Here is a 17827-nt window from a genome sequence, read left to right on the forward strand (position 1 = left end):
GAACGAAGATAATCGAAGACTAGCTCAGGGCTGCTGAATACCGACAATCATCCAGCTGGCATCGGCTTCACTCATATCCCGGCGCAGGTGCCAGATTTCACTGAACTCGGTCGTCTGATCACTATCCTCTTTCAGCCAGCCGTAAAAGTTGATCGATGCGATAACATGATCATCGTTATCGATAAAGTTAGCCATCTCCGCCATCACTGAAACCACTTCGGTTTTCTGTTCAGCCGGCTGCTTTGCCCGCTCCTGCTTCAGAACATCCAGAACTTCGTCGGAGGTATAGGTTGCAATATCGTCCCAGTCACTGTTATCCCAGGCGTTCTGCAGATGACTGAAGTGGCCTTTCGCCCCTTCCAGAAAAGCCTGTTCGTTAAACCACTGCGGTAATTGCAGCGCTTCAGGCTCAACGTTAAAACCAGCCACAGGCGCCGACGAAACATCCTGATAAACGGCAGTATCGGCCTGCTCACGATTCTGGGGCTGAGCCATAGACTCCTCGGGACGCTGATGTCCGGCATATTGCGCCTGCGAACCGCCTTTCATAGCAGAGAAAATTTTCACTGCGGCAAAAATCAGCAAACCGATTAACAGGATATCCATAAACTGAATGCCATCGAAAGCACCGCCAAAGAACAGTGCACCCAGTAAACCACCCGCCAGAAGGCCGCCCATCAGACCACCAAAGCCGCTGCGACGAGGCTGAGCTGCAGCCGTGGTTGAACTACCTGTTGGCGCTGCTTTCTGCTGTGTCGGTGACGCAGGCTGAACTTTCTTTGGGGTTGAATAAGATTTACCGAAACTGAAACCGCCGCCTAAACGCTTAGCCTCCGCATCGGGTACGATCAGACCAAAACCGATAATCAGTGTAAAAAATGAAACCAACAGAGTACGCATAGAAGCTCCTGTACTGTATTTAAGACATTCAGCTGCCAGATAATTATGCTGATGACTTTTTATCGTTATGGTTACGACCGGTAATGATCGCCAGATAAATGCCGCTGAATATTAGCCCCATCCCTATAAAATGGAAAGGTTCCACGGCTTCATTGAGAAAAATAACCGACAGAATCAGGCCGAACAGCGGCATCAGGTGAATAAACAGCCCGGCCTTAGCGGGTCCCAGTTCGGCAACTCCCCGGTTCCAGAAAATGTAGGAAAGAATCGACGGACAAATCGCCATATAGATAATCGCTGAAAGTGTCTGCGGGCTCCATTGCGGACGCGCCCCGGCGAGATATTCCCACAGCATAAATGGAAACAGCACCACGACGCCGATCACCACAGTAACACCGAAAAAGGTAAACCCATCCAGCCCGACAGGTTTCAGTCGCAACATCACCGAATAAGCAGACCAGCTTAACACCGCCGCTATAATCCACAGATCACCGGTATTAAACGATAGGGTCATCAATACTTCAGGGTCACCCTTGGCCACCAGCATCAACACCCCGATAAGGGAGATAAACACGCCAAGCCATTGCCGGCGAACCACGGCTTCACCCAGAAACAGCGAGGTAAACACCAGAATGATAATGGGTACCGCCGACTGCATCAGCGTGGCATTAGTCGCCTGAGTCGTCTGCACACCGAGATAGATGAAGGAGTTAAAACAGACCACACTCAGCACTGACAACACCCCTAAAATAGGCAGGTTTTGCCGGATCAGTGGCCATTTACGCAAGATACGCGGCAGTATTAATGGCAGGATAATCAGCAGCGCCAGTCCCCAGCGCATAAATGACATGGTCAGGGGGGGGAATTCAGCATGAATACCCCGGGCAGTCACAAAGTTACCCGCCCAGAACAGTACCGTCAGGGTCAACAGGAAGTATGGCATCAGATTCGCTTCAACAATTTGGCCAGCAGATTATGACTCGGCTCTTCGCCGGTCTGAAGATAGAACAGAATATTGTAGTTATTGATACTCCAGCTCATCTGGTTGCTGGCTTCAGCCAGACCACAGAAGAGTACCTCATCCCCCTCTTGCAGCACCGTCAACTCTCCCGGTAGCAGTTTCAGGTCGCCGTTACGCCGGAACATCAACGGAAAACAGGGTAACTGATCCTTACGATGACGCGGATCTTTCATCAGATTACTTAACTTTACCTCAAGCCCTTCAGCCGATATCGCGGTGATTGCCGGAGTGGTTGCCGGACTCACGCTAATCGACCAGCTATCCAGTTCTCTATCTGAAGCGATACTACTCATCCGGTTGAGCAGGGTATGCGCCCAGACATCATCCTGTAACTGCATCTGCTCGATAAATTCCGGTAGTAGCGGGGTTTTGAGTTTAGCCAGAATCCGGTTGGCAATTATCCTGCCCGGTTCCATGATGAAGTCAGCCTTAGAGTTTTCATACACCAGCGTATTCGTACTGAGATTCTGACGAACCACGGTCACCAGCTTTGGATTCAACTCTTTAGCAGTCATGATAATCGACAGGTTATCGGCATCGTTATCGGTACCTGCAACAATACCAACCGCCTCCATGACACCGGCGATCTCCAGCGTTGCTGCCTCAGTACCCAAACCGATCACCGTATTGCTATAGCCTTTCAGTTGACCCGGCTCATCGTCCAGTAAAATAAGCTCCACTTCATGCTTAGCAAACTCCCGGTGCAACGCCTTACCGAATCGGCCCAGGCCGCAAATAATCCAGCGGCCACTGGTTTTCTTGTAAGCACTGGAAAGCGGACGATGGAATGGATTGACCAGCCAGTCATATACCAGATGCGCATAAGGCGAATGCGCCGCCAAAGAGAGATATTCAGCATAATCTTTGAACGGATCAACAATATAGTCGGTACCAAAAGAAGCCAGATTCCGGGCATTGGTCTCAGACGCTGTCCGGCTCACCACCAGTCTGTCCGGAGCCAGAAGTTTACTGGCGATTGAAATAGAGAGATTAACGTTGTCGTCATTAGTCAGAGCCAGCACACCGATACAGCTGGGATGTTGCAACCCCGCATCGTCGAGCATTTCAGGCAACGAGGCATCGGCACACAGGCCAGGGACACGCAGCACCAGCCCATCAACTTCCAGTTCATCGATCCGGGGCTGCTCGATATCGATCACTACTGAACGGATGCCACGATTGCAGAGTTTTTTAATAATGGCACTGCCGGTAATGCCATAACCACAAATCAGATAAAACGGCTCATTCAGGTTCCTGACCTCTTTGGCAAACGCACGGCGTCGCAGCATCCGGCCAAACATCGGTTCCTGAAACAACGCAAGCAGTGAACCGATACTGTACAACCAGGCAATCACCGTGCCGTAGATCGATACCAGTGTCCAGGCCCTCTGAGCCGCGGTAAACGCATAGGGAATCTCACCAAAGCCAATGGTCGACCCCATAAAACTGACAAAATAGATCGCATGGAAAAAATCCATATGCCATACGTTACCCTGATCATCCTGACCGGGAATCATGACAAAACCCAGCGTTGCCAGCGAGTAGATAACAATCAGAGTAATCAGCGGATGTCGCAGACGGCGCAACATCACATAAAATATATCGTTCATGGAGAAGCGCTCTTAGCGACGCACAACGATCGTCTCGACCATCAACAGAATCACCGACACAATGTTTGCCAGCAATGCCCCCCCTGACATCGAGATCACACTGCTGAACATCTCGGGGGTTACGCCAACATCGGACAGCTGAGCGCCATACCCCCAGATCATTGCAGCAATCACCAGCTGGAGATCCGCCACCAGACTGGTTGCCATCATCAGTGCTCCCAGATGCGTCCGGTCACCAAACTTAAGTACTGTACAGATCATGCTCACCACAATTGCGGCAAAAAACTCATACACATTGTGGTGCGCAGGATCATCTATATCGCCGATAAAGAAACCAAAGTTCATGGTTAGGGCCAGCACAATAAAGAAAGCGTAAATCACCTTTTCGCGATTCATAGAATCCATCCCGCCGTATAAAAAAATAGTTATAACAACAAAAGCTTACTGCAACTGATTGTAAAGCATACGGGAATAATAAAGAAACAATCGAACCTACTGTAAAACTATATGTCCAACATCCAGATTGCCTGATGACCCTGAATAACAACACAGGCAGATCTGCTGTACAACGGGTTTAACTGTAGGACCGGCTGCCGGTCAGCCGTAAAAGCCCCCCTGCAACACAGAAAACAGTGAGGCTTGAATAAATGCGCAACGAAAAATATAACTACCGATGTAACCCGCTTCTCATGACTAAAGAGTTCAGTGGACTTAACGCCCTTCTCTTTGAGACTCAGTTACATTAGACTCGACATCTGTACAATAAATAACCGATAATCAATTTCCTTTTTAAATGAGTGATCAGAGCTCCATCATCCAGAGGCTTGAGTGAATGCGCTATACCCCGACCAGAAAGACTGTCTTTTACACGCTGTTCATGCTGCTGTTTCTCACCACAAAAGCAACCTATGCAGCGGTTAAAAAAAGTCCCACGGATGATCGCGACTATCTGACCTTTACACTTCCCAATCAGCTAAAAGTTCTGGTTATCTCTGATCCGGCCACCGATAAGGCCGCCGCGTCCGTGGATGTCAGTGTCGGCTCAAATGCCAACCCGAAAAACCGTCTGGGACTGGCTCATTTCCTCGAGCATATGCTGTTCCTTGGCACAGAAAAATACCCCGAAGCCGGCAGCTATCAGGAATACATCAGCAATAATGGTGGCAATCACAACGCCTTTACTGCGTTCGAAAACACCAACTATTTTTTCGATATTAAGGCGGACAAGCTGGAACCCGCACTGGATCGCTTTTCACGTTTTTTTATCGAGCCACTGTTTACCGAGAAGTATGTTGACCGGGAACGCCATGCGGTCAATTCAGAGTACCAGTCGAAACTGCGTGATGACGGTCGCCGCGGCTACTCAGCAGGCAGACATGTACTGAATCCCGATCACAGTATGAGTCAGTTTGCAGTAGGCAGTCTGGATACCCTATCTAATGATGAGGGTAAGTTAAGAGATGATCTGATTGCATTTTATCAGCGTTATTACTCAGCTAACCTGCTCTCTCTGGTTGTGCTGGGAAAAGAGCCGGTATCTGAACTGAAAAGTCTGGTTGAAGAGAAGTTTTCTGCAGTAGAAAACCGTCACGCCACGCCTTTTATCTCAGAGGTTCCGCTGTACCGGAATCTGCCAAAACAGCAAAACATCCAGACCCTGAAAGACCTGCAGCAACTAACGCTAACGTTTCCGATTCAGGCGACGCGTGAATATTACCGTGAAAAGCCTGCCCACTATATCGCCTCAATGCTGGGTTATGAGGGTAAAGGCAGCCTGTTTGCCAGCCTGAAAGCAAAAGGCTGGGCAAACGGACTCGCCGCGTACCGGGGCAATGATCTGCCTGATCAGTCCTCGATTGAACTGTCTGTTTCTCTGACTGATGAAGGGCTGAAACATTACGACCAGGTGATAGAAACAACCTTCGCAGCAATTCAGTTATTGAAACAGCAAGGTATCTCTGAAGCGCTGTATCAGGAGGAGCAGAAGATCAGCCATATTGGTTTCCGTTTTAAAGAACAAACTGCGCCGATACATGAGGTCGCCCGACTCTCCCATAACCTGCAGCTCTACCCGTCTGACGACGTTATCAGTGCCGATTATCTGATGGATAAATTTGAGCCGGAACTGATCGCCAGCATTCTGGATCAGATGACACCCGATAACCTGCTGGTTACTCTGCAGGCAAAAACCGTGGAAACCGACCAGCAAGACCCCTGGTTCCAGGCTGGATACAGTGTTGCCCCGATCAGTTCTGAACGTCTGGATAAATGGACCCACCCAGCGACAGATCCCGCTTTGCAGGTACGCCAGCTTAATCCCTTTATTGCTGATCATTTTGAGATTAAGCCTGCAGACCACATGCTGCTGAAGCCAGAACAGGCTCTGAAACAGGCGGGGTACTCTCTCTGGCATAAACAGGATCAGACATTCAAACTGCCAAAAGCGGATTTCTTTTTCTCAATCATATCTGAACAGGCAAACCGGACCACTGAAAACGCTGTAATGACCGCTATCTACACCAGACTAGTCAGTGATCAGTTGAATGAAACCCTTTATGACGCCTCACTGGCTGGCCTGAATACGCGGATATATCCGCATATAAGGGGGCTGAGTGTCAAAATCTCAGGCTATGATGATAAGCAGCAACAGCTGCTCACAGAGGTCGTCACCAGTCTGCGACAGGCACAGTTTACACAGAACAGTTTTGCCAGAATCAAAGAGAAATATGCTCAGGAACTTAAAAACAGCCACAAGGATAAGCCGTTCAATCAAACCACCGGAGAGGTTTACAACCTGTTATTACAGAGCTCGAGTGCAGATAAAAAGCTGACAGCTCTGGATTCTGTAACCCTTGATAAGCTGCAAGCGTTTATACCACAACTGCTGTACAAGGCCGAAGTTCGCATGCTCGCTCACGGTAATCTGACCAGAACCGAGGCGCTACAGATGGCGCAAACGGTACAGGCAGGCCTGCCCTCGGCACAGATAAACGCCAACAGCAATTCACTGCCGGTGATCAGGCTGCCGAAGAATTACGAACTGACTCAAACCCTGCCGCTGGAACACAACGATTCAGCGATCAGTGTCTACTTTCAGGGCAACAACAGAGAAACAGAAACCCAGGCGGAGTATATCCTGCTGAGTGAAATTCTTTCAGCGCCGTTTTATAGCAGCCTGCGCACCGAACAACAGCTCGGTTACGTTGTCTTCGCCACGGCGCTACCGATGAGAAAAGCGCCGGGACTGGCATTTGTAATTCAGTCACCCAACACTAACCCGATGGGTCTTGAAACGCAGATCAATAAATTCATCGATAATATGACCGGCACGCTGGAAGCGATGGATGAGCAACAAATGGAAAGCTTCAAGAGCAGTGTCATCTCACGGATCAGTCAGAAAGAGAACCGCATGGGAGAGCTGAGTGAACGCTACTGGCAGGAGATCGACCGTGGCGAGACTGACTTTGACAGCCGGGAAAAACTGGTCGACGCAGTCAACGCCCTGACACTGGATGACCTGCTCAGGAGCTATACTCAGCTACCCGAGCGCCGCCTGACAGTCCGCTCCTTTGGTGAGCAACACCGTGATCATGTCGATACAAACACCCTGACAGAGATCTGTGACCCCCAGATTGCACGCTTAAAACTAGAGGGTCAGTTTGTCCCTGAAGTCTGAATCTGACGATCAATAACCCTGCGTGAGCGGGGTTTCTTCACTTTAGGAGCCTCGATCTCTATCCCCTCACACTGATCAAGTGAGTCATCAAGGGCGCACTCGATCTCCAGCTGATCCCGGGCGATCCGTTCAAAAACCCGATCCTCCCCTTTCAGTAGTGGCGCTTTCTTCTCAGCACTGACAACCCGCTCAACAGGTTCCGGATCGCTATACGGCACAACCGTTGGCGGAGGCAGTTGCCGCTCTGGAATAACATAGGCTTCAATCTCCGGCATCGGCTCACTGTCGACAAAACCGCGCCGTTTATTATCATAGACGGTCTCCGGATCGACAGGAGAATCGATATGTCCGGTGGGTTTTATCACCTCATAGGGGATCGGATTGACCAGATCCGCTTTTCTGTCTGCCATGACTGAACAACTGATCGCCAGGGCGACCAGTCCGAACGTCACAGTACAAACAGAATCGCTCATCAATATCCCTCATCCATTGGATAGATCGCTTCGGCATACAGCGCAAGCTCCTCCAGTATCTCTTTTTGAGATCCACTCAGGTCGGGCTTCTGATACAGTTCGTTGAGTTTACTGAACAGTTCGGTCATAGTCAGATGACCACTGTTATCCGGGCCCAACAAGCGACGGTGTCGAAACTCTTCCCAGCGCCCCCGTTCATCTTCATTCAGACTAAACGGATAATTTCTGCCCCGATAACGCAGGAACATCTCCTCCAGACGACCATCCTGAAACGGTAGTTCGAGGGTTCCAAGCTGTTGAGGTGGCGTGGTTCTGATCAGCTCCATACTCTTCTTATCGGCATCACCGAAAAAACCGCCACTGTATAACATGTGATCAGGATCAAAATCGTCCTCAAAACCTGAATCTGAAAACACCTCAGCAAGCTTCTGTTTCAGATCAGGACGGCTGCGCAACATCGCCAGGTGAGAGCGGCAGCTATCCCCGGATATATTAAGACGCTCCGCCTCGACGGCAGTGAGCATCCCGGCAGGAGCGATAACAGGTGCCTTATTGGTATGAATCTGTTTCAGGGGTATGCGCTGCTCGCCTTCTGCCAGATCGTCAGCCCGGGTGTAAATCAGCCGACGAATCTCCTCTGCCGGCAGCTCCAGCAGTGGCGTCGGATCACAACGCAGATCGAATGCGAGCACTGCATTTTTATTCACCGGATGGACCGCAAGAGGTGCAACGATAGCCGCATTGCCCCATTCCGATGGGTACATTGATGAAATATGCAGTACCGGCTTCATAGTCATCACATCCAGCATCCCCTGAATGCTACGTTTATCCCGGTGAGTCAATGCATACTGATACAGTTTTGGCTGACGTTCTTTGACTAAGCGGGCCATGGCTATGGTGGCATACACATCCGCCAATGCGTCATGGGCGTTTCCATGATCGATGCCATTGGCTTTAGTCAGATCTTCCAGGCGCATACTGGGGCGGCCGTCCTCATACAGAGGCCACTCGATTCCTTCCGGCCTTAGCGCCCGGGTAAGTCGCAACATATCGATTATATCCCAGCGCGAGCAGCCGTTCTGATACTCCCGGCCGTAGGGATCAAAGAAATTACGATACAGACTATAGCGGGTGATTTCATCATCGAAACGGATACTGTTATAACCCACACCACAGGTCCCCGGCCGGGCCAGCTGCTCATGCACCAGCGCCATAAACTCCGCTTCGCAATAGCCATCATTGAGTGCTTTTTGTGGCGTAATTCCAGTGATCAGGCAGGCTTCCGGGTGTGGCAGCAGGTCATCTGCGGGCTTACAATAGAACATCACCGGTTCTTCGATGATATTCAGCTCCTCATCGGTCCTGATGCCGGCAAACTGCATAGGCCGGTCCCGTTTAGGGTCAGCGCCCGAGGTTTCGTAGTCATGCCAAAAAAAAGTGGGGGTTGAGGATGCAGCCATTCTATTCGCCTTAAACCATTCGTTTAAAAAACAATGGGATTTGTATGGTTATGCTTTTGATCAATATGCTTAATTTTTCAGCCCCCTATAATAACCTATCAATCTCTGAATTCTATCTAAGCCGGGGCCCTTATGCTTCATGACCACAAAGATACCACGCTTACCTGCCCTTGTGGCTCAAATAAGCCATTTTCGTTCTGCTGTGAGCCCGCCATAGAGGGCCATAAACCCGCTGCCACTGCAGAAGCACTGATGCGCTCACGCTACACGGCGTTTGTGCTGGGAGCGGTTGATTATCTTATCAATACCACCGTTGAAGAACACCGAACCCCGGATGATGCCACGCTGATCGCAGAACAGATTAAGGCCACCACCTGGGCTGGGTTGAAAATTCTCAACACGGAAGCAGGCCTGGCAGATGATCAGGAGGGCATGGTTGAGTTTATTGCACATTTCGAAACGGATGATCAGGTTGCAGACCTGCACGAGCGGTCATTGTTCCGGAAACAGGATAACCATTGGTTTTACGTTGACGGTGACGTAGAGATTCTGCCAACAGAATAAATAAATTATTGAGTGATAACCCACTGTAAAGCCCGGCAGACAAGCCAACCACAACAGCTGTCTGCCTGAGGTAACATTTTTCTTTTCTGTCAAGGCTTTTCCTGCACGGCTAAGAGCCGGTAGAATATGGCCACCTGGCCACAGGTACCGTTGTATATATAGTGGCCCTTGCAGGATCGATGTAATGTTTGCGAAGTTTTTCAAACCCCGTTGGAAACATAATAAAGCCACTGTCCGCATCCGGGCAGTTCACCGGCTGAGCCCAGGCAAAACTGAACACTGTGAAGTGCTCGCACGCCTTGCCCGTCAGGATCAGAGTATCGAAGTCCGGCTGGCCGCCGTTGAAAAAATTGCGGCTCCGGATCTTTTGTCCGATATTCTGACCCATGATGTCAATCCGGATATCCGCAGAAGTGCCGCTAAACGGATCTGTGAAATCATACTGGACCCATCCTACACCTATAGTCAGCAAAGCGAATGTCTCACCTATCTTCACGACGAGAATATGCTCGCGCATATCGCGCTGAACAGTGAGAATTCCAATATTCAGCAGCAAGCCATCCAGTCTATCAACGATCAACAGAGTCTCAGTTCACTGGCGATCACTGGCAGCAGCACTCAACTCCGCCAGTCGGCCGCAGAGAAAATTCACTCGCCAGAACAACTCGAACTGACAGCTAAAGCGATTAAAGGTCGCGATAAATCTGTATTCAGAATTATCCGCAACAAGCAGCAGCAACTCCTGGAACAAGCCCGCCAGCGGGAGCAGATTCTGCTGCGCAAAGAGGAACTGCTCTGCAGCCTCGAACAACTGAGCCGAACAGACCACTTCCCCTTATACGGGGCCAAACTCGAAGCACTATGCCAACAGTGGAGCTCGCTGAATGAGGCGAGTACCCCAGAGATCAGCGAGCGCTATTCCGGGCTTATAGCACGTTGTCAGCAAACCCTCGCTGCAGAGCAGTTAAGATGTGATCAGGCAGAAGAACAGCAGCAGAAGGCTCAGGCGGAGGAACAACAGAACTTATCCTTGTTACAAAAGCTTGAAGATACCCTGAATCGTTGCTGTGCACTGATCTCCGGCGAACACTTTTGCAAAGCAGACCTCGATGCTGAACAGGCGTGTTGGAACCACACCTTTGAGCAGCTGAACACTGCCACCGAAAACCATGTACCCCCTACACTAAAGCAGTTATGCAAGCGCTTTGAGCGTTATCAGCATGCCGGCCGTCAGTGGTTAGAACTTAGCCACGAGGTCGCTGAACTGGTTGGCCTTGAGTTAGCCAACGAAACCAACCGTTCCACACTCCAGCAGCACTTGCAACGGATAGACCGGTTCAGTGAACAGCTAAACTGGCCAACAGAGATCAGGAGTCCGGTGCTATTGCAGTCAGTTGCACAACAGCACAAGACTATTATTGAGCAACTCAGTCAGCTGAAGCTTGAGCAGCAGCATTGCAGTAAAGACCTCTCTGGGCTACTCGACGCTCTGGAGCAGCAGATAGAAGCGGGCCAGGTTAAACTCGCCTGTCAGCTGGAGCAACAGACTGAGACCCGTCTGAGCGAGATAAATGGCATCACGCCAAAACATATTCTACAGCGCTATAAAGGCTTACTTGCAAGACTGGCTGAACTGAAAAACTGGCAGGGATTTGCCGTTTCAGCCAAGAAAGAGCAATTGTGTGAAGCGATGGAAGCGCTGATTAACAGTGAAATCGAAGCACCACTTCTGGCAAAACAGATCCATACACTGCAAGGGCAGTGGAAAGAGCTGGACAGCGATGATCCGCTTCACTCACACAAGGCCTGGCAGCGTTTCAAAACCGCATCAGATCAGGCCTATGCACCTTGCGAGCAACACTTCCGCATTCAAAAGCAGCAGCGAACCGATAATCTCAACAAGCGGATTCAACTGGTTACTGAGCTAACGGGCTTTATCGATCAGATCGACTGGCAACAACCTGACTGGTCCCTGATTGAACAGGTCAGCCGCACCGCCAAACGCGAGTGGAAAGAATATGCTCCGGTAGACCGTACACCGGGCCGTCAGGTGCAAAACGACTTCAACGCCCTGCTCAAGCAAATGGATAACAAAATCGCCGCTCACCGGGAACAGGTCGCAAACGAAAAAAGGGCCCTGCTGGAACAGGCGCTGGTACTGATTACCGATGACAACCCCCAGGCTGCCGCCAGTGAGATCAGGAATCTTCAGAAACACTGGAAAGAGGCCGGTAATACGTTTCACAACATAGAACGGAAGCTATGGCCCGAGTTCCGTAAAGCATGCAATGAAGTGTTTGAAAACCTCAATCGGCACAAGCAGGTTGAGAGGCAGACCTCTGTAAATGAACAGCCTACCCCGTCCCTGACTGATAGCAGATTCTATCAGGCACTCTTACGTCGCATCGAACTCTGCGATCAACTGGAGAGTTGTGTTAATGACGGCACACTGGATCAGCTGGCGCTGGATGAGATACAGTCAGCCTGGGATCAGTGTGATCAGGTCGATGAATATTTTGAACCACTGATCAATTCCCGTTACGAACTGCTTCTGGAACTGATCTCAGGCCGCATCGAGATGGAAGACCTGCTGACTCTCACTGAAAAAGCCCTGCGCCAACTCTGTATACGACTTGAGATCCTGCTTGAACAAGACTCTCCGGAGCAGGACCATACTCTGCGAATGGAATACCAGATGGATCGCCTGCAGAAAGCACTGAAACAGCGTCAAACATCAGGCAATAGCAGCGACCTTAAGCGGCTGGAACTGGAATGGCAATGTCTGCCATTTACCCTTCAGCATGAAGCCCTGCAGATCCGTTTTTACAGCAACCTTCAGCAAGCAGAGTTTTAACCTATAACAGGGTTTTCTCATGCGTTTTGAAGGCACAAAAAAAACCCGCACTGGCGGGTTTTTTTTACAAGCTGAACTCAGCTTATGACATATGCTGACCACCGTTGATGGAGAAGTCAGAACCGGTTACATAACCACAGTCATCGCTGGCAAGGTAAGAAACCGCTTTACCGATCTCTGAAGGCTCGCCAAGACGGCCAACCGGTACCTGACGAATAATCTTTTCCAGAACCTCTTGAGGAATCTTAGCAACCATTGGCGTCATAACATAACCCGGTGACACCGTGTTAACGGTAACGCCTTTCGCTGCTACTTCCTGCGCCAAAGCCTTGGTAAAACCGTGAATACCGGCTTTAGCCGCAGAGTAGTTACACTGGCCAAACTGACCTTTCTGTGCGTTAACAGAGGAGATATTAATCACTCGTCCCCAGCCCTTCTCCAGCATTGGGTTGATCACCAGACGAGTCATGTGGAACATTGAGTCAAGGTTCGCAGACAGTACTTCGTTCCACTGTTCCCAGCTCATTTTACGGAAAGTGCCGTCACGGGTAATACCCGCATTGTTTACCAGAATATCAACCGAACCGCCGGCAACATCTTCAACAGTCTTAATACAGGCAGCACATGACTCTTCATCAGTCACATCACCATAGGCTACCAGAATATCGTAACCCTCAGCTTTCTGCTCTTCCTGCCAGGCTTTTGCTTTTTCATGGTTACCACCGGAATTATAGCCTGCAACAACCTTTAAACCTGCGTCGGCTAATGCGCGACAGATAGCGGTACCAATACCACCAGTACCACCTGTTACCAGAGCAATTTTTTGTGTCATGCTCGCGTCCCCTTTGCTTCTTGAGATTTGTTGTTTCGAATCTTAGTTATAATTTATTATTTGATTTTTTTTAGTCGTTTTCCAGATGATATAATCATCAGTGCCGAGTAGTAATATGACTTTCGTTTAGTAGGTCTATTAGCAGGCCTGTTACGCAGCGAAAGATTACTTCCTGTCTGTTACAGCCTTAAGACAAGATACAACTTATTTAAGCGTTGTCAAAGGATTAAGACTGCTCAGATGTCTCTGCATCCATCTGAACGCCATTGCTGCAGTGCACATATTGGCGATCACGAAAGCAACAAACATCCCCTCCAGACCCGCGATAAAATTACCCAGATAACCTACGGGCACGTAAAGGACAAACAGACGAAAAACACTGATCCGCATCGCCTTCATCGGTTGATGTACCGCATTAAAACAAGAAGCGGTCAGAAAGGTGACGGCCTGAAAGCCAAAGCCCAGTGGAACGATCAGAATCCATAGACTGATCAGATTAACCACGTCTTCCTGATCACTGAAAAGCGCACCGATACCCCCGGCAAATATGAATAAAAGAATGTAAATCAAAGCCTGCCAGAGCAGTGCGAACCTGACAGCACTCAGATATGCTCCCCGTACCCGGGCTATCTGCCCACGACCAAAGTTCTGGCTTATAAAGGGCGGTAACGTCATCGAGAGTGCCAGATTCGCCAGTAAAGCGAGTGATTCAAGCCGGTTGCCCACACCAAATGCAGCCACTGCTTCAGGGCCATGGGTCGCCACAAGTGCAGTCATAATTCCCGCAGCAACAGGGGTCATCATATTAGAAAGTGCCGCAGGGAAACCGATTTTCATCACCAACCGCCAATGCTGCAACGCAACAGAGATGGACACTATTTTTAACACAAGTAAGCCTTTGCGCAGATATAAATTGGCCAGTGCAGCAATCGCGGCGATCCCCCACGCAATCACGCTGGCAATGGCGGCCCCCTGAATACCCAGCCCGGGGACCGGTCCCCAGCCAAAAATCAGCAACGGGTCAAGCAGCAGATTCATGATTGAAGAAAAGCCCATCAGCATCGCCGGAGTACGTGTATCTCCGCTGGCGCGCAAAGAACTGTTAGAGACCATAATCAGAACATAAAAAACCGAACCAAAAAACCACACCGACATATAGCTGTGTATGTAGGGCAGCAACGCATCACCGGCCCCCAGCAGCCTGAAAAGAGGGTCAATAAACATAACGGATAGTGAAGCGATCAGCACCATTAACACTGTGGTCAGCAACAGATTATCGGTGGTCAATTGTCGGGCACCATCACTGTCTCCTGCCCCGATCAACCGGGCAATGGTGGCTGAGGTACCCACACTCAGTCCGATAGAGAGGCTGATAACGGTGAACGATACCGGAAAGGTAAAGCCCAGCGCCGCTAACTGTTCAGTACCCAGCTGACTGACAAAATAGCTATCCGCCACATTGAACAGCATAAGACTGACAATGCCGAACATCATCGGCAGTGTCATCTTAATCAGTGTTGGTCGGATTTCACCATTTAACAGATCAGGCTTCACGGGTTACTCTAGCTCGGTAGGGTTAAAAGGGCTCCATGATAACACCGCGGCAACGCTTTATTGACTCACAAAACAAAGATTAACTGTCAGGTATAAAAAAGCCTCCAGAAGGAGGCTTCACAGAAGAACAGGATCATTTTCCGAGTTTTTTAGCCGACTCTCCGCCGATACCAAAATGCTGAGAGGGCATCTCATAAATCAATACCCGAACACTGTCCTTTGGAGCATCCAGAGAGCGGGCAATTGCTTCACTTACTTCATTTATCATCCGTTCTTTCTGCTCGTCGGAACGACCCTCCAGCAGACTAATTGAGACTATTGGCATTACACCATCCTTATTTAAACAACCATCCTTTTAACAGGCGGGTAACCCTGGGCATCACCAGATAGGTCATCAGTAATACCTGCAAGGTCACAATTATTGCGCTTTTTAACCATAGGTCGAGATCACTTAGGTAGGGACCCAGCAGCAGATTTATCATCATGATCAGCAGATAGACCACGGCAATCAGTACCAATGCCATCTTATGCGGCGAAGGGTGTTTATTGACCGGCAGTTCAGGCAGATCAAACCAGAATTCAAGCCCGGTTCCCCGCTGCACTTCTGCATCTCCCTCAATCAGTGGTTCAAGCTTATCAAGCCACTCTTGCCGCAGTGCAGAGCTTTCCCAATTCTGACAGTTCTGATAATTGTCGAAACGATAGATCAGCACATAACGGTTTCCGGTAGACGCCGATGGACGAAGCACATTACTGCCCTGATGTCCTGGATAGTCTGACGCTGCTTCAATGACCCCGGAGATCCATGACTCATATTCAGACTCTCGGCCAGGTTTAACTTTACGGGAGATACTCACGGTAACCGGCCCTTCCTGACCCGGCTCAGTCAGTTGATTCTGAATACAGCTATCCGCCATGATTTACCTCTAAAAAAATAAAGCAGCCCATAAAAGAGCTGCTATCTGCCATGCTGATAAAACGATCTACTTAAAGATCAGCATAATCAATCATGTGTGATTAAGCCAAGCCTGTGTCAAACAAACTTGCCACTAATCGTGCCCAGGTCCTGATAGCGAACGCTGAAGCTATCGCCTTTGTTAACCTGTACCGCCGCGGTGATCGCACCAATCATGATGAAGGTGCCCGCCGGAATCTCTTCGCCACGTTCGCCCAGCATATTCGCCAGCATCGCCACAGAAGACGCCGGATGACCCAGCACCGCCGCGCCTGCGCCGGTCTGTACCACTTCACCATTGATCTCCATCACCACTCCCAGCGTCTTCAGATCAAGATCCGCAGGGGGCGCCATACGGCCACCGGTGATAAAACGACTGGATGAGGAGTTATCCGCAATGACACTCTTCAGATCGAACTTAAAATCTTTATAGCGGGAGTCGATCACTTCAACTGCGGGCATGACAAAGTCGGTGGCCCGCAAGACATCGCCGATATGGATGCCCGGCCCTTTCAGCGGTGCTTTAGTGACAAATGCCAGTTCCGCTTCGATCTTCGGATGGATCAGCTCATCATGCTTGATCTCACCGCCGTCCGGCACGGAGAAGTAGTCCGCCAGGAAACCGTAACAGGGATGTTCAACCCCCATCTGCGCCATCTTCGCCCAGGAGGTCAGGCCCATCTTCATGCCGACAATCTTATTGCCCCGCGCCTCTTTGCGACGACGGATCTCCCACTGGATATCGAAAGCATCCTTGTAGGTCATCTCTGGAAAGTCATCTGTAATCTTGGTGACTTCGTAAGCTTCCAGCTCAGCATTTTCCAGATGGATCGCCAGCTCTTCGATCTGTGACGCCGTGAGTGTATTTGTTTGATTCTCAGCCATCAGATTAACCCCTTCTCTTTCGCCTGCTTTTCTTTAAACATAGTCAGTGCCAGGTCTTCAATCATATCTTCCTGTCCGCCGACGGTGCCGCGACGGCCCAGCTCGACTAATAGATCACGTGCCTGAATGCCGTACTTCGCTTCCGCCCGTTTGGCAAACAGCAGGAACGAGGAGTACACCCCGGCAAAACCCAGGGTCAGGGCATCGCGATCCACCCGGATCGGCTGATCCATCATCGGGACGACCAGATCTTCTGCGACATCCATGATCTTGTACAGATCGATACCGTGGTCCGCTTCCATCCGTACCAGCGTGGCCACCAACACTTCCAGTGGCGTGTTACCGGCACCGGCGCCTAAGCCCGCCACCGAACCATCAATACGTCCGGCACCGGAATCGATCGCCGCCAGGGAATTCGCGACCGCCATCCCCATGTTGTGATGGCCGTGGAAACCGATCTCGATAGACGGGTCCAGCTCGGCCCGCAACAGACCGATCTTTTCAGTCACCTCATCCGGCAGCATGTAACCGGCCGAATCGGTGCAATAGATGCAGTTGGCGCCGTAAGAGACCATCAGCCGTGCCTGCTCGAGAATCTTCTCCGGGCTGGCCATATGCGCCATCATCAGGAACCCCACGGTATCCATCTCTAATTTGGCCGCCAGACCGATATGCTGTTCGGTGACATCCGCTTCGGTACAGTGCGACGCAACACGAATGGTGTTGACCCCTAAGTCTTTCGCCATGCGCAGGTGATCGACCGTGCCGATCCCGGGCAACAGCAGCGCGGAGACTTTGGCGTTTTTCAGTTTCGGAATCACCGCGCCCAGATACTCTTCATCACTGTGGGCCGGGAAGCCGTAGTTCACCGAGGTGCCCCCCAGACCATCACCGTGGGTGACTTCGATCAGCGGCATACCCGCGTCATCCAGCGCGGTCGCTACAGCAACCATCTGCTCCAGAGAGATCTGGTGACGTTTAGCGTGCATACCGTCCCGCAGACTCATGTCGTGGAGGACTACTTTTTTACCTTTCAGATTCAT

General features: G+C 50.4%; 15 protein-coding genes. 3 read left to right on the forward strand and 12 right to left on the reverse strand.

Annotation, left to right across the window (positions count from 1 at the left end; genetic code table 11):
- Nucleotides 1-24: 24 nt before the first annotated feature.
- The 4 genes from KDX31_13495 to KDX31_13510 are packed head-to-tail and all read right to left on the reverse strand — an operon-like array spanning nucleotide 25 to nucleotide 3927.
- Nucleotides 25-900 (reverse strand): Tim44 domain-containing protein, encoded by an 876-nt coding sequence (locus KDX31_13495; protein UTW02364.1) that lies wholly within the window; start codon nucleotides 898-900, stop codon nucleotides 25-27.
- 43 nt (nucleotides 901-943) lie between these two features.
- Nucleotides 944-1843 carry a DMT family transporter gene (locus KDX31_13500; protein ID UTW02365.1) on the reverse strand — a complete coding sequence of 300 codons (900 nt, stop codon included), beginning with the start codon at nucleotides 1841-1843 and terminating at the stop codon, nucleotides 944-946.
- Nucleotides 1843-3531, reverse strand: coding sequence for a potassium channel protein (locus KDX31_13505; GenBank protein UTW02366.1), 1689 nt, complete (start codon nucleotides 3529-3531; stop codon nucleotides 1843-1845). Before KDX31_13505 ends, KDX31_13500 begins: the two co-directional genes overlap by 1 nt.
- Before the next feature lie 12 nt (nucleotides 3532-3543).
- A complete protein-coding gene (locus KDX31_13510) occupies nucleotides 3544-3927 on the reverse strand; it encodes a hypothetical protein (protein ID UTW02367.1) in 384 nt (127 codons plus the stop codon).
- 436 nt (nucleotides 3928-4363) lie between these two features.
- Here KDX31_13510 and KDX31_13515 point away from each other — a divergent pair, with 436 nt between their 5' ends.
- A complete protein-coding gene (locus KDX31_13515; protein UTW02368.1) occupies nucleotides 4364-7207 on the forward strand; it encodes an insulinase family protein in 2844 nt (947 codons plus the stop codon).
- Here the strand turns inward: KDX31_13515 and KDX31_13520 are convergent.
- Both KDX31_13520 and sbcB read right to left on the reverse strand, forming a co-directional pair.
- A complete protein-coding gene (locus tag KDX31_13520) occupies nucleotides 7186-7680 on the reverse strand; it encodes a hypothetical protein (protein UTW02369.1) in 495 nt (164 codons plus the stop codon). The genes KDX31_13515 and KDX31_13520 overlap by 22 nt on opposite strands.
- Nucleotides 7680-9140 carry an exodeoxyribonuclease I gene (gene sbcB / locus KDX31_13525; GenBank protein ID UTW02370.1) on the reverse strand — a complete coding sequence of 487 codons (1461 nt, stop codon included), beginning with the start codon at nucleotides 9138-9140 and terminating at the stop codon, nucleotides 7680-7682. The genes KDX31_13520 and sbcB overlap by 1 nt, the downstream gene beginning before the upstream one ends.
- A 132-nt stretch (nucleotides 9141-9272) precedes the next feature.
- On the opposite strand from sbcB, the gene KDX31_13530 reads away from it, so the two are divergent.
- Both KDX31_13530 and KDX31_13535 read left to right on the forward strand, forming a co-directional pair.
- The gene (locus KDX31_13530; protein UTW02371.1) at nucleotides 9273-9704 is read left to right on the forward strand and encodes a YchJ family protein; all 432 of its coding nucleotides are present in this window, start codon (nucleotides 9273-9275) and stop codon (nucleotides 9702-9704) included.
- Between the two features lie 184 nt (nucleotides 9705-9888).
- Nucleotides 9889-12558, forward strand: a complete 2670-nt coding sequence (locus KDX31_13535) for a DUF349 domain-containing protein (protein ID UTW02372.1) — start codon at nucleotides 9889-9891, stop codon at nucleotides 12556-12558.
- Nucleotides 12559-12640: 82 nt separating this feature from the next.
- Here the strand turns inward: KDX31_13535 and phbB are convergent, their stop codons facing one another.
- From phbB to dmpG, 6 genes are all read right to left on the reverse strand, one after another.
- Complete coding sequence (phbB, locus tag KDX31_13540) at nucleotides 12641-13390, reverse strand: acetoacetyl-CoA reductase (GenBank protein ID UTW02373.1); 750 nt, start codon at nucleotides 13388-13390, stop codon at nucleotides 12641-12643.
- Between the two features lie 204 nt (nucleotides 13391-13594).
- Entirely contained in the window at nucleotides 13595-14944 is a 1350-nt protein-coding gene (locus KDX31_13545; protein UTW02374.1) for an MATE family efflux transporter, read from the reverse strand.
- Nucleotides 14945-15077: 133 nt separating this feature from the next.
- Nucleotides 15078-15269 (reverse strand): 4-oxalocrotonate tautomerase family protein, encoded by a 192-nt coding sequence (locus KDX31_13550; protein ID UTW02375.1) that lies wholly within the window; start codon nucleotides 15267-15269, stop codon nucleotides 15078-15080.
- Nucleotides 15270-15279: 10 nt separating this feature from the next.
- Entirely contained in the window at nucleotides 15280-15861 is a 582-nt protein-coding gene (locus KDX31_13555) for an antibiotic biosynthesis monooxygenase (GenBank protein UTW02376.1), read from the reverse strand.
- A gap of 116 nt (nucleotides 15862-15977) precedes the next feature.
- Complete coding sequence (gene dmpH, locus KDX31_13560) at nucleotides 15978-16784, reverse strand: 2-oxo-3-hexenedioate decarboxylase (protein UTW02377.1); 807 nt, start codon at nucleotides 16782-16784, stop codon at nucleotides 15978-15980.
- The gene (gene dmpG / locus KDX31_13565) at nucleotides 16784-17827 is read right to left on the reverse strand and encodes a 4-hydroxy-2-oxovalerate aldolase (GenBank protein ID UTW02378.1); all 1044 of its coding nucleotides are present in this window, start codon (nucleotides 17825-17827) and stop codon (nucleotides 16784-16786) included. The genes dmpH and dmpG overlap by 1 nt, the downstream gene beginning before the upstream one ends.

This window comes from Amphritea atlantica, assembly GCA_024397875.1.
In the GTDB taxonomy this organism is placed as follows: Bacteria; Pseudomonadota; Gammaproteobacteria; order Pseudomonadales; family Balneatricaceae; genus Amphritea; species Amphritea atlantica_B.